The organism is Pseudomonas sp. ABa2 (assembly GCF_056676075.1).
On sequence record NZ_CM155239.1, the window covers coordinates 2,325,370 to 2,338,529 of the forward strand.

The 13,160-nt window shown below is 69.9% G+C and carries 8 protein-coding genes; all 8 read left to right on the forward strand.

Annotated elements, in window-relative coordinates; translation table 11 throughout:
* Window positions 1–5 precede the first annotated feature (5 nt).
* The 8 genes from AC1G9C_RS11365 to AC1G9C_RS11400 are packed head-to-tail and all read left to right on the forward strand — an operon-like array spanning window position 6 to window position 13,081.
* A complete protein-coding gene (locus AC1G9C_RS11365) occupies window positions 6–1,367 on the forward strand; it encodes a DotU family type VI secretion system protein (protein WP_122107896.1) in 1,362 nt (453 codons plus the stop codon).
* Window positions 1,364–4,879, forward strand: a complete 3,516-nt coding sequence (gene tssM, locus AC1G9C_RS11370) for a type VI secretion system membrane subunit TssM (protein WP_457787257.1) — start codon at window positions 1,364–1,366, stop codon at window positions 4,877–4,879. Before AC1G9C_RS11365 ends, tssM begins: the two co-directional genes overlap by 4 nt.
* On the forward strand, window positions 4,876–5,565 hold the full coding sequence (tagF, locus tag AC1G9C_RS11375) for a type VI secretion system-associated protein TagF (protein ID WP_021443434.1): 690 nt from the start codon (window positions 4,876–4,878) through the stop codon (window positions 5,563–5,565). The genes tssM and tagF overlap by 4 nt, the downstream gene beginning before the upstream one ends.
* On the forward strand, window positions 5,565–6,293 hold the full coding sequence (locus AC1G9C_RS11380; RefSeq protein ID WP_021443435.1) for a PP2C family protein-serine/threonine phosphatase: 729 nt from the start codon (window positions 5,565–5,567) through the stop codon (window positions 6,291–6,293). Before tagF ends, AC1G9C_RS11380 begins: the two co-directional genes overlap by 1 nt.
* Before the next feature lie 15 nt (window positions 6,294–6,308).
* Window positions 6,309–9,365 (forward strand): serine/threonine-protein kinase, encoded by a 3,057-nt coding sequence (locus AC1G9C_RS11385; RefSeq protein ID WP_480410236.1) that lies wholly within the window; start codon window positions 6,309–6,311, stop codon window positions 9,363–9,365.
* On the forward strand, window positions 9,365–10,069 hold the full coding sequence (locus AC1G9C_RS11390) for an ABC transporter ATP-binding protein (RefSeq protein ID WP_397498651.1): 705 nt from the start codon (window positions 9,365–9,367) through the stop codon (window positions 10,067–10,069). The genes AC1G9C_RS11385 and AC1G9C_RS11390 overlap by 1 nt, the downstream gene beginning before the upstream one ends.
* Complete coding sequence (locus AC1G9C_RS11395; protein ID WP_480410237.1) at window positions 10,069–11,262, forward strand: ABC transporter permease; 1,194 nt, start codon at window positions 10,069–10,071, stop codon at window positions 11,260–11,262. Before AC1G9C_RS11390 ends, AC1G9C_RS11395 begins: the two co-directional genes overlap by 1 nt.
* Entirely contained in the window at window positions 11,255–13,081 is a 1,827-nt protein-coding gene (locus AC1G9C_RS11400; protein ID WP_480410238.1) for a formylglycine-generating enzyme family protein, read from the forward strand. The genes AC1G9C_RS11395 and AC1G9C_RS11400 overlap by 8 nt, the downstream gene beginning before the upstream one ends.
* The last annotated feature ends 79 nt before the right edge of the window (window positions 13,082–13,160 follow it).

Sequence of the window (13,160 nt, forward strand, 5' to 3'; positions counted from 1 at the left end):
TCGCCATGCATCCGATCGACGATCCCTTCGGCGGCCCACCCGGCAACGGTGGTGGCGGCTCGGGCGGCGGCAGCGACCGCACCATGATCATGCCGCGCCCCGGTGGCCGGGCACCTGAGCCGCCCGGCGGGCAGCCTCGCCCGGCGCCCGCAGCCGGGCCAGCCCCGGCCATGCCTGGCGCGCCCTTGCCCAGCAGCCTGGCCCAGGGCCTCAACCCGCTGGAGCGCGCGGCGGCACCGCTGCTGGCGCTGCTGACGCGGCTGCGCAACACCATTTCCCACCCGATGCCGGCCAGCCTGCGCGCACAATTGTTGGCCTATCTGCGCCAGTTCGAAGAACAGGCCAAGGGCGCCGGCGTGCCGCAGGACGAAGTGATGCTCAGCCGCTACGTGCTCTGTACTGCGCTGGACGAAGCGGTGCTCAGCACGCCCTGGGGCAGCGGCAGCGACTGGGGCAAGCAGAGCCTGCTGATCACCCTGCACAACGAGGCCTGGGGCGGCGAGAAGGTGTTCCAGCTGCTCGAGCACTGCCTGCAGAACGCCCGGCAGAAGCTGAACCTTCTCGAGCTGCTGTATCTGTGCCTGTGCCTGGGTTTCGAGGGTCGCTACCGGGTGATGAACGACGGCCGCAGCCAGCTCGAAGCCCTGCGCGAGCGCACCGCGGCGACCATCCGCAGCGTGCGCGGCGAGTTCGAGCGCGAGCTGTCGCCGCGTTGGCGCGGGGTCAGCGCGGTGCGCGATCGGCTGTCGCAGTTCGTCCCGCCCTGGGTCGGCGCGGCCATCTGCCTGGCGCTGCTGCTGCTCTTGCTGTTCGGCCTGCGCCTGAAGCTGGCCAGTGACGCCGAGCCGGTGTTTCGCAACATCCATGCGTTGGGCGAGATCCCGGTGCAGACCATCGATCGCCCGCCGCTGCAGCCCAAGCTGATCGAGCGCCCGCGCCTGGCGCGTTTTCTCGAAGAGGACATCCGCGCCCAGCGCGTCGCCGTGGAGGACGCGGTGGATCGCTCGGTGGTGACCATCCGCGGCGACGAGCTGTTCGCCTCCGGCAGCGCCAGCATTTCCGACGCCCTGCAGCCGCTGTTGCTGCGCATCGCCGAGGCCATCCGCCAGGTCAAGGGCAACGTGCTGGTCACCGGCCACAGCGACGACCGGCCCATCGCCACCCTGCGTTATCCCTCCAACTGGAAGCTGTCGCAGGACCGCGCGCAGCAGGTCATGGATGTGCTGGCCGCGCGCAGCGGCCAGCCCGAGCGCTTCACCGCCGAAGGGCGCAGCGACACCGAGCCGGTGGCCTCCAACGAGACCGCCGCCGGCCGTGCGCGCAATCGCCGGGTGGAGATCACCGTATTCGCGGAGGGCAACCTGTGAAGGCCTTCTTCAATTTCTGCGTGCGCTGGCTGGTGCCGCTGCTCGGCCTGCTCGCCCTGAGCCTGGTGATCTGGTTCGTCGGCCCGCTGATCGCCATCGGCAGCTACGAGCCGCTGGCCTCGGCGACGGTGCGCTGGATCCTCATCGCGCTGCTGTTCCTGACCTGGATCGGCTTTCGCGTCCTGCGCCTGATCCAGGCCCGGCGCAACGCCGCCAAGGTCATGCAGGGGCTGGTGGCGGTGGCGCCGGATGCCGCCAGCGTGGCCACCGCCGAGGAGCTGGCCACCCTCAAGCAGCGCATGGACGAAGCCCTGCAGCTGCTGAAGAAGGCCAAGCTCGGCGGCCAGGAGCGGCGCAACCTCTATGAGCTGCCCTGGTACGTGATCATCGGCCCACCCGGCTCGGGCAAGACCACCGCGCTGGTCAATTCCGGACTCAACTTCCCACTGGCCGAGCATATGGGCGGCGGCGCCATCCGCGGCGTCGGCGGCACGCGCAACTGCGATTGGTGGTTCACCGACGAGGCGGTGCTGCTGGATACCGCCGGCCGCTACACCACCCAGGACAGCCACGCCGAGGTGGACAAGGCTGCCTGGCTGGGCTTTCTCGATCTGCTGAAGAACCAGCGCAAGCGCCGTCCCATCGACGGCGCCTTTATCGCCATCAGCCTGTCCGACCTGCTGCTCGGCAGCGAGAGCGAGCGCGCCGCCCATGCCCGCGCCATCAAGGCGCGCGTTCAGGAGCTGTATGCCCAGCTCGGCGTGCGTTTCCCGATCTACGTGATGCTAACCAAGTTCGACCTGGTGCCGGGCTTCATGGAGTTCTTCGACGGCCTCAGCAAGGAGGAGCGCGGCCAGGTCTGGGGCTGTACCTTCGCCCTGGACGACGGCAAGAGCGGGGAAGGGCCCTTGGCCGGCTTCAGGCAGGAGTTCGCCGCCCTGGAGGAGCGCCTGACCCAGCGCCTGGTCGAGCGCCTGCAGCAGGAGCGCGACCCCAACCGGCGCGACCTGATCTACGGCTTCCCGCAGCAGTTCGCCGCGCTGCGCGACAACCTCGCCAGCTTCCTCGACGGCGTGTTCAAACCCAATCCCTATGAAGAGCGGGTGCTGCTGCGCGGCGTCTATTTCACCAGCGGCACCCAGGAAGGCAGCCCCATCGACCGCCTGATCGGCGCCATGGCGCAGAGCATGAACCTGGATCGTCAGCAGCTGGCGCGGCAGACCGGCACCGGGCGCAGCTACTTCATCGAGCGGCTGTTCCGCGAGGTGGCCTTCGGCGAGCGTGGGCTGGTCGGCGCCAACCCCAAGGTGGAGCGTCGGCGCAAGTGGATCACCCGTGGCGCCCTGGCCGCCTCGGTACTGCTGTTCGTCGCGGTCGCCGGCGTCTGGCTGGCCAGCTACAACGCCAACCAGGCCTATATCGCCGAGGTCGACGCCCGCGTGGCGCCGCTCAAGGGCCAGCTGGAGGCCCTGAGCCCGGCGCAGCGCGAGGTACTGGCGGTGCTGCCGCTGCTCAACGCCATTCGCCACGTGGCGGACAATCCGCCGTCCTGGGCCGAGGGCTTCGGCCTGTACCAGGGCGACATGCTCGGCGCCGAGGCCAGCAGCGTCTACCGCAAGCTGCTGATCGCGGTGATGGCGCCGCGGCTGCTGACCCGCATCGAGGAACAGCTGCGCAGCGGCGGCAATTCCGACTTCCTCTACGAAGGGCTCAAGGCCTACCTGATGCTGGCCAGCGCCGAGCAGTACGACGCGGACTTCATCAAGGCCTGGATCAACCTGGACTGGGACCAGAGCCTGCCGCGCGACCTGGCCCCCGAACAGCGCCTGGCACTCGCTGAGCACCTCGATGCGCTGTTCGCGCGCAAGCCGCCACCGGCGCGCCTGGACGAGAACCTGATCGAGGACCTGCGCCGTCAGCTGCAGCAGATGTCGGTGGCGCAGCGGGTGTACAACCGGGTCAAGCGGCAACCGCTGCCCGACGGCCTGGCGGATTTTCGTATCAGCGAAGCGGCCGGGCGCGACGCGGCTCTGGTGTTCACCCGCAAGAGCGGCAAGCCGCTGAACGATCCGCTCAGCGGCTTCTACACCTACCGCGGCTATCGCCAGGTGTTCATGGTCGCCAGCCTCAGCCAGTCTGGCGCACTGGCCGAGGAACAGTGGGTGCTGGGCCGGCCGCTGAGCGACAACCAGGACGCCGCCAGCCTGGCCCTGGAGGTGCGCAACCTGTACTTCCAGGACTTCCTCGGCCAGTGGGAAAGCCTGCTCGGCGATGTCGATTTCGTCGCCATCACCAGCGTGGCCCAGGCCGCCGACGTGATGCGCGTGCTGTCCGGGCCCAATTCGCCGCTCAAGCAACTGCTCGAGGCGGTGGCGCGGGAGACCGACCTGCAGCAGGAAGACCGCCTGCTCGCCGACAAGCTCAAGGCCGCCGACGGCACGGTGGACAAGCTCAAGCAGCAGCTCGGCTCGCTGGTCGGGCAGACGCCGCAGAACCAGGCACAGGCCGCGCCGCAGGTGGACCCGATCACCGCCCGCTTCAACGAGCTGAACAGCCTGGTGCGCAAGCCAGAGGGCAGCAACAGCGCGCCCATCGACGACCTGCTGGCCCAGTTCAACGAGCTCTACGTGCAGCTCAGCGCCATGAGCGGCGCCAGCGGTGATGCCCTGCTGGGCGAGGCGAAGAACCAGGCGGTGGCCTCGGCGCAGCGGGTCAAGCTGGCCGGCGAACGCCAGCCGCCGCTGGTGCAGAACCTGGTCAACTCGGTGGTCAACGCCACCACCAACAGCATGATGGGCGGTATCCGCAGCCAGCTCAACGCGGCCTGGGTGGCCGAGGTGGTCAACGTCTACCGCCAGTCGCTGGCCGGCCGCTACCCGCTGGACAGCGGCAGCACGCGCGACGCCACCCTGGAGGATTTCGGCAACTTCTTCGGCGTCGGCGGGGTGATGGACAGCTACTTCCGCAAATACCTGCAGCCCTACGTCGACACCTCGGCAACCACCTGGCGCTGGCAGCCGGGGGCGGCCGAGCGCTTGGGCATAGGCGGCGGCGTGCTGCAGACCTTCCAGCGCGCGGCGGCGATCCGCGATGCCTTCTTCCGCTCCGGCGGCGTGCAGCCCACCGTGCGTTTCGAGCTCAAGCCGGTGGCCATGGACGCGGCGATCAGCCAGTTCATCCTCGATCTGGACGGCCAGCAGATGACCTACGACCACGGCCCCAGCCGGCCGGTGGCCATGCAGTGGCCGAGCCCCAACAGCCTGGGCGTGGTGCGCCTGTCGATCACCCCGCCGACCAGCGCCGGCCGCTCCGGTCTGACCCTGGACGGGCCCTGGGCCTGGTTCCGCCTGCTGGAACAGTCCGACCTGACCCCGGGCGCCTCGCCGGACCGTTTCACCCTGCGCCTGCGCGTGGACAACGCCAGCGTGGCCTGCGAACTGCGCGCCAGCAGCGCCTTCAACCCGTTCAAGAGCCGCGTGCTGACCGGCTTCAGCCTGCCGGAGCGGCTATGACGGCGGGCTTTTACGGCAAGCTGGCCAGTCGCGGCGACTTTCTTCACCGCGGCCTGCCGAGCAGCTTTATCGAGCCCTGGGACGCCTGGCTGGCCAGCGGTATCGCCACCAGCCAGCAGGAGCTGGGCCCGGCCTGGCTGGATGCCTACCTGGTCAGCCCGCTGTGGCGCTTCGCCCTGGCCCCGGGCCTGATCGGCAACGAGGCAGTCACCGGGGTGATGATGCCCAGCGTCGACCGGGTCGGCCGCTACTTCCCGCTGACCGTCGCCTGCCTGCTGGACGCCGACGCCGACCTGGGTTCGCTGCTCGGCGGCCCGGACGCCTGGTATGAGCAGGTCGAGAACCTGCTGCTGGCGACGCTGGAGGAGGGCAGCGAGTTTGAGGCCTTCGAGGCTGCGGTGGCCGCCCTCGACACGCCGTCCTACGGCCGGCGCATGCCGCGCACGCCGGGGTTTCGGCAGATGCATTTCTGCGTGGCCAGCCCGGGCGAGCGCCTGGCCGTGCTGGCCCAGCTCACCTGCGAAGGCGCCAGTCTGTGGTGGGGGCGCGGCTCGGAGCATGTCGCCGCCGGCCTGCTGTGCTGCGCCGGGATGCCGGCAGCGCAGGCGTTCAGCGGCCTGCTGCTGGGGGCGGACGTCTCGCCTGCGCCCGGCCTGGCCGCGCAGTTGCAGAGCGAGGGCCGATGATGAGCGCAGCCGCAGTGGAGCAGTACCAGTCCGCCAGCCACAGCCATGTCGGCATGGTCCGCCAGGTCAACGAGGACGCCTGCCTGGACGCCCAGGAGGTCGGCCTGTGGGCGGTGGCCGACGGCATGGGCGGCCACGCCGCCGGCGATTTCGTCAGCAGCCTGATCGTCGACAGCCTGCGCCGGGTGGCGCCGGCGCAGCGGCTCGATGACTACGTGCAGGCGCTGCGCGACAGCCTCGACGAGGTCAACCAGGCGGTGCGCGAGGAGGCCCGGCGCCGCGGCGTGAGCATGATGGGCAGCACCCTGGTGCTGCTGGTCGCCCGCGGCAGCCAGGCCGCCTGCCTGTGGGCCGGCGACAGCCGCCTGTACCGCCTGCGCGACGGCGCGCTGCAGGCCATCAGCCACGACCACAGCTACGTGCAGGAACTGATCGACAGCAGCCTGCTCAGCGAGGCCGAGGCGCGCGAACACCCCATGGGCAATATCGTCACCCGCGCCGTCGGCGCCCAGGAGCGCCTGGAACTGGCTGAGGTGCAGCTCGAGGTGCTGCCCGGCGACTGCTTCCTGCTGTGCAGCGACGGCCTGACCCGCACCGTGGAGGAACACGAACTGCAGGAGGTGCTCGGCCACGTCGCCCCCTACGAGATGGTGCGCAGCCTGGTGCACCTGGGCCTGACCCGCGGCGCGCCGGACAACATCACCGCCATTGTCGTCAAAGCCTATTGAAGGACGCAGTAATCCATGGATATCGACATCCCCGGGTACGAGATCGAGCGCGAGCTGGGCGACGGCGCCATGGCCGTGGTCTACCTGGCGACCCAGCGCTCGCTGGAGCGCAAGGTGGCGCTCAAGGTGATGGCCGCCGCGCTGGCTGCCGACCCCAGCTTCTGCGAGCGCTTCCTGCGCGAGGGCAAGACCCTGGCGCGGCTGTCCCACCCCAATACCGTGACCATCCACGACATCGGCAACGTCGGCAGCCATTACTACATGGCCATGGAGTACCTGCCCAACGGCACGCTGAAGGAGCGCATCGCCGCCGGGCTGAGCGCCGAGCAGGGCATCCAGTACCTGCGCCAGATCGCCTCGGCGCTCGGCTACGCCCATGCCCAGGGCCTGGTGCACCGCGACGTCAAGCCGGCCAACATCCTGTTTCGCGCCGACGGTACCGCGGTGCTGTCTGACTTCGGCATCGCCAAATCGCTGGAAGACCGCACCCAGTTCACCCAGGCCGGCTTCGCCGTCGGCACGCCCAGCTACATGAGCCCGGAGCAGGCGCGCGGTCAGCAGGTCGACGGCCGCGCCGACCTCTATGCGCTGGGCGTGGTGCTCTACGAGATTCTCACCGGCCAGCTGCCCTATGTCGGCGCCGACTCGCTGTCCACCGCGCTGGCCCACCTGACCCAGCCGCTGCCCGAGCTGCCGATTGCCCAGGGCCGCTACCAGCCGATTCTGTCGCGCCTGCTGGCCAAGGACCCGGCCGATCGCTTCCCCGATGCCGCCGCGCTGATCCAGGCGCTGGACGCACTATCCGCCAGCCCGGCCCCCGCAAATGGCGGCGACAGCGAAGCTACCCAGTTCCGCCCGCTGGGCCTGCCGGAAACCCCGGCGCAGCGCTCCGGCGCGGCCGATCTCGGCGGCCTGCAGGCGGTCTCCGTCAACATGCCGCCGGCGCAGGCCGAGCCGCCGCCACGGCCGGCCGACGAGCATCCCACCCGCGTGCCGCCGACGAAACCGAGCCCGCCGCCCGAACCCTCGCGCAGCCCCATGCTGGCCATAGTCGCGCTGGCCCTGGTCGGCCTGCTGGTGCTGGCCGGCGGCGGTTACTGGTTGTTCAGTGGTTCGCCCAAGCCGCCACAGGAGCAGGCGCAGAGCGATCCGCCGCCTGAGAAGACGAAGCCGCCGGTGGCGAACGATGGCACGCCGGGCGCGCTGGCCAGCGACGGCGGCGAGCGTCCCTTGCTGATGCCGGGCAAGAAGAGCCTGTTCCAGCGCGTGCTGAGCAAACCCGAGGCGCGTCTGGCCAGCCAGCCGGGCGAGGCGGGGCAGGGCAGCGAGCTGCCGGCCTTCTCGGTGCTCTACGTCTACCGTCGCCAGGAGCACGGCGGACAGACCTGGCTGGAGGTCGGCGCCTCCAGCGACGGCACGCGCGAGGGCTGGCTGGCGGCCGCCGACGTCAGCGACTGGAAGCAGAGCCTGGTGCTGAAGTTCACCGAGCGTTCCGGGCGCTCGCCGGTGATGTTTCTCGACAGCCGCAGCGCGGTGGAACAGTACCTGGCCGATCCGGCGCAGGCGCGCACGGCGCTGCACCAGGCGCAGTTCGAAGAGCGCGTGGCGCCGCAGATCGTCGCCCTGGAGCCGGCGGCCAGCGCCATCCCGCAGGAGCAGTTCTACCTGCTGCCGATCTTCGAGTCGCACGAGACCTTCGACGGCAACGGCGCGCCGGTGCAGTTGCTGAACGTGGCGTCGATCGATCCGGGCGACGCCGAACGGGTGGTCGGCGATGGCAGTCCGCGCATCCAGCACGACAAGTTCCGCACCGGCATCGTCCTGGTGGTCGACACCTCGGTGTCGATGCAGCCCTATATCGACCGGGTGGCGCAGGTGGTCGACGAACTGCACCGGCAGATCGCCAGCCGCGGCGACCTGGACAGCGTCAGCTTCGGCCTGGTGGGTTTTCGCAGCAACGTCGACAAGACCCCTGGGCTGGAATACGTCAGCCGCACCCTGGTGAGCCTGGAGGAGGGCAGCGATCCGCAACGCTTCGCCGAACTGGCGCGCCAGGTACGCGCCACCAACGTCTCCAGCCATGCCTTCAACGAGGACGCCTTCGCCGGGGTGATGGAGGCGGTCGAGGGCATGGACTGGACGCCCTACAGCGGCCGGCTGATCCTGCTGGTCACCGATGCCGGCGCGCTGCGCAAGAACGACCCGCTGAGCCGCACCCAGATGAACGAGGCCGAGGTGCGCGAGGCGGCGTTGCGCAAGCAGATCAAGGTCTACGCCCTGCACCTGCGCACCCCGGTCGGCCGCGACAACCACGGCTTCGCCGAGCAGCAATACCGCAGCCTGACCGCCGACGCCAACCCGCAGATCGGCGACCTGTACATCCCGGTGGCCGATGGCGCGGTGGAGAAGTTCGGGCAGACCGTGAAGGAAATCGGACTGATCTTCGCCGAACTGGTGAACAAGGTGGCGAACAACCAGGTGCAGGCGCCGAATCAGCATCAATCGATCCGCAGCATTGCGGCGAAGACCTCGGCCATCGGCTACGCCATGCAGATGGATTTTCTCGGCCGCCGCGCCGCCGCCCAGGCACCGCAGCTGGTCACCGCCTGGACCGCCGACCACGACCTGACCAACCCCTCGCTGCCGGCCTTTCAGGTCTGCGTGCTGCTGACCAAGCTGCAGCTCAACGACCTGCAGCAGTCGCTCAAGCTGATCGTCGACGCGGCGCGGCGCACCCAGTCCTCGCCCAAGGATTTCTTCCAGGAGATCGCCAGCGCCAGCGCCTACATGAGTCGCGACCCCAGCGGCCTGAGCCAGGGCCGCAACCTGGCCGAGTCCGGCATCCTCGGCGAGTACCTGGAAGGGCTGCCGTACCGCAGCAAGTCGCTGAACATGACCCAGGAGCTGTGGCTGTCGCTCAGCGTCGCCGAACAGCAGGACTACATCGACGAGCTGGAGTCGAAGATCCGCCTGTACGAGACCTTCCACAACGACATCGCCCACTGGGTACGCTTCGGCGATGCGCAACCGGGCGACGCGCTGTACCGCGTGCCGCTGGCGACGCTGCCCTGATGCTGCGCCTGCGCGACATCGGCAAGAGCCGCCCGGGCTACCGCCTGCAGGTGCCGCGCCTGGACCTGCGCCCCGGCCAGCGCCTGGCCCTGGTCGGGCCCAGCGGCAGCGGCAAGAGCACCTTGCTCGACCTGCTGGCCCTGGTGCTCAGCCCGGATCCGGGCGGCACCCTGGAATTCACCCGCGACGGGCGCAGCACCGACATCGCCGGGCTCTGGCGCCACGACCGCCAGGATCAGCTGGCCGAGCTGCGCAGCCGGCTGATGGGCTACGTGCTGCAGACCGGCGGGCTGCTCGGCTTTCTCGACGTGCGCAGCAATATCGGCCTGTCGCGGGCCTTGCTCGGCCTGCCCGACGATGCCACGGTGCAGCGCCTGGCCGAGCGCCTGGAAATCGCCGACCAGCTCGACAAACTGCCGGCCGCGCTGTCGGTGGGCCAGCGCCAGCGCGTCAGCATCGCCCGCGCCCTGGCCCATGGCCCGGCCCTGGTGCTGGCCGACGAACCCACCGCCTCGCTCGACCCGCTCAACGCCGAGCGGGTCATGCAGCTGCTGGTGGAGCGGGCGCAGGAGCAGGGCGCCTGCATCCTCATCGCCACCCACGACGAGACCCTGGCGCGCCGCGTCGGCCTCGACCTGCAGCGCCTGGCGGTCGAGCGCGACGGCCAGGGCGGGGTGCTCGCCACCCTGCGGGAGGCCGGCTGATGCGCCTGGGGCTGATGGGCCGACTGGCCTGGCATGACTACCGCCGCGAAGGGCGGCTGTCGGCCTGCGCGGTGCTGGCCCTGGTCGCCGTATTGGCGCCCTTGCTGGTGCTGTTCGGTCTCAAGTTCGGTCTGATCAGCACCCTGACCGAGCGCCTGGAGCGCGATCCCGGCATTCGCGAGGTGATCCCGCTGGGCGGCGGCCGCTTCGGCAATGAGGCCATCGCCGAACTGCGCGCGCGGGCCGACGTGGCCTTCGTCGTGCCGCGTACCCGGCAGATCGCCGCCACCGCCGAGCTGTCCGCCGGCGCCGGCAGCCTCACCGTGGAGATGATTCCCACCGCACCGGGCGACCCACTGTTGCCGCAGCAGGGTCAGCCCCTGGCGCTGGACGCCGTGGTGCTCAGCCAGCGCGCGGCGGAGAAACTCGGCGTCGCCGCCGGCGACGAACTGCAGGCCGCCTTCGGCCGCCAGGTCGGCGGGCGCAGCGAATTCCAGCGCACCCGCCTGCGCGTGCAGGCGGTGCTGCCGCTCAGCGCCTTCGCCCGCGACGCGCTGTTCGCCGACCTGCGCCTGCTGGAGGCGGCCGAGGACTATCGCGACGGCCTCGCTGTGCCGGCGTTCGGCTGGCCGGGTCTGCAGGAGGCCCGCGACGCGCGGGTCTACCCGGGCTTTCGCCTGTACGCCGCCGATTTGGACAGCGTCGAGGCGCTGCGGCGCCACTTCGCCAGCCGCAACCTGGAGGTGGCGACCCAGGCCGACACCATCGCCCAGGTGCGCTCGCTCAGCCGCAACCTGACCCTGGTGTTCTGGATCATCGCCTGCCTGGCCCTGGGCGGCGCCTTCGCCGCGATGACCGCCAGCGCCCTGGCCGCGGTGGAGCGCAAGCGCCGCGCGCTGTCGGTGCTGCGCCTGCTGGGTTTCTCGTCTTCCGCGCTGGTCGCCTTCGTGGTGCTGCAGGCGCTCTATACCGGATTGTTCAGCACCCTGCTGGCCTGGGCGCTGTATGCCGGCGCGGAACTCGGCCTGAACCAGCTGTTCCAGCACAGCCCGGGCGAATACGCCTGCCGCCTGCTGGCCGGGCATTACCTGCTGGCCCTGTTGGTCACCCTGTTGTGCAGCAGCCTGGCGGCCGCTTCCGGCGGCTGGCGGGCGGCGCGAATCGAAGCTTCGGAAGGATTGCGCGATGTCTAGATGTCAGTGGCCTCTGCTGTTGCCCGCGTTGTTGGTGCTCGGCTGCTCCGAGGGTGAACAGGCCAAGCCCGTTGCCGCCAAGGTCGAAGTCGCAGAGGAGGCCGCGCCGACCGCGCCGAGCGTGGCGGAAGCGCCAGTCGAGGCGCCGCCGCCCAGTGCCGCCGCGGTACCCGCGCCGGCGCCAGGCAGCCCGGCCGACTACAACCCCAAGCCGCTGGAAGACGACGTCAGCCTGCCGCTGCCCTGCGGCGGCGAGATGGTCTTCCGCCACGTCTATATCCTCGCCCGCGGCACCCTGGACGACCGCGAGATCAGCCTCGGCTACCCCTTCAGCGAGGACGAGCCGGGCTATCAGCAGTCCTTCATCTCCGGCTACCGGCGCGATTTCATCAACGGCCAGTTCGTCGTCGAGGACCTGCCCGAGGACTGGCGATCGCGCATCGCCCCGACCCTGCCGATCCGGCAGGACGACGAGCTGCTCAAACCCATGCTGTACTTCGTCGGCAAGTACGAGGTCACCGAGCGCCAGTACCAGCAGGTGATGGATCAGGCACCGGCCCTGGTCGAAGGTGGCGAGGAGGTCTGCACGCCGGTCGCCGGCGGGGTGATGGTGCGCCGGCCCAAGGTCAATCTGTCGCGCTTCGAGGCCGAGCGCTTCGCCGCGGTGTACAGCGCCTGGCTGCTCAGGCACTACCGCGAACGCCTGCCGATCAGCGGCCGCGGCGAGAGCCTGGAAGACGGCGGCGTCGGCTTCGTGCGCCTGCCCACCGAGGTGGAATGGGAGTTCGCCGCCCGCGGCGGCCATGCTGTCAGCCGTCAGGAGCTGGAGGCGCGGTTGTTTCCACGGCGCGAGGAGGGCGTCGACGGCGATGGCCCCTTGGCCGACTGGGCGGTGTTCACCCAGGTCGCCGGCGGCACGGGGCAGGGCGCGCGGCTGCTGCCGGTGGGCAGCAAGAAGCCCAACCCACTGGGGCTACACGACGTGATCGGCAATGCTGCCGAGATGGTCCACGATCCCTTCCAGATGGTTCACGCCGGGCGCCGCCAGGGCACCTATGGCGGCTTCGTGGTCAAGGGCGGCAACTACCTGGAAGGCGAGCTGACCCTGTTCACCGGCATGCGCCGCGAATACCCCTCGTTCGCCGCCGACGGCAGCGAACAGCGCAACGAAACCACCGGCTTTCGCGTCGCCCTGGGCGCGCTGTCGGCGCCGCGCTCGCGCTATCAGGAGCTGTTCGAGCAATGGCAGAGGGAAGGGCGCCTGGCCGGCCTGACCGACGAGATCGAGGATGCCGACGACCCGACCCTACTACTCGACAGCATCATCGCCGGCAGCGAAGACCCGGAGCTGCAGGCGCGCCTGGCGCTGATCAACGAGGAGCTCAAGCGCAACGTCTCGCTGATCGCCCAGCAGCGCCAGGAGGCCGCGGCCAACCTGATCCAGTCCGCGGCGCTGGTGGCCGAGACGGTCAACAACTACAACATCCGCCTGACCAACCTGCAGAACAGCCTGAACCAGGCGCGCCAGGCCCAGGATCAGACCGCGGCGAAACTCTACGAGTCGGCCATCGCCAATGGCCGCAGCGCGCTGGACGGCGCGGTGAGCATCTATATCGACAACCTGGCCACCGGCACCCGCTACAGCGATGCGGTGATCCAGGCGCAGTTCCAGCGTACCCGTCAGGAGCTCGAGCGCCAGCCGGTGCTGGGCAAGAGTCTGGTGAAACGGGCTACGCTGTTTGTGAAGCATGTGGGCGAGTACCGCCTGCAACGCAAGGCTGATCCGGCGGCGATTCTCAAGGAGCTGCTGGCACCCTGACGTAGGAGAGCAGGCTGCGGGTGAGGGGCGCTGTACGCTCGAGCCGGCCCGGGATGGAATCAGACAACTCAAGCATGAG

Bases quoted from the DNA above. Each gene is read 5' to 3' on its own strand.
- AC1G9C_RS11365 (WP_122107896.1), top strand. From the start codon at position 6: ATGCATCCGATCGACGATCCCTTCGGCGGCCCACCCGGCAACGGTGGT.
- tagF (WP_021443434.1), top strand. From the start codon at position 4,876: ATGACGGCGGGCTTTTACGGCAAGCTGGCCAGTCGCGGCGACTTTCTT.
- AC1G9C_RS11380 (WP_021443435.1), top strand. From the start codon at position 5,565: ATGAGCGCAGCCGCAGTGGAGCAGTACCAGTCCGCCAGCCACAGCCAT.
- AC1G9C_RS11385 (WP_480410236.1), top strand. From the start codon at position 6,309: ATGGATATCGACATCCCCGGGTACGAGATCGAGCGCGAGCTGGGCGAC.
- AC1G9C_RS11390 (WP_397498651.1), top strand. From the start codon at position 9,365: ATGCTGCGCCTGCGCGACATCGGCAAGAGCCGCCCGGGCTACCGCCTG.
- AC1G9C_RS11395 (WP_480410237.1), top strand. From the start codon at position 10,069: ATGCGCCTGGGGCTGATGGGCCGACTGGCCTGGCATGACTACCGCCGC.
- AC1G9C_RS11400 (WP_480410238.1), top strand. From the start codon at position 11,255: ATGTCTAGATGTCAGTGGCCTCTGCTGTTGCCCGCGTTGTTGGTGCTC.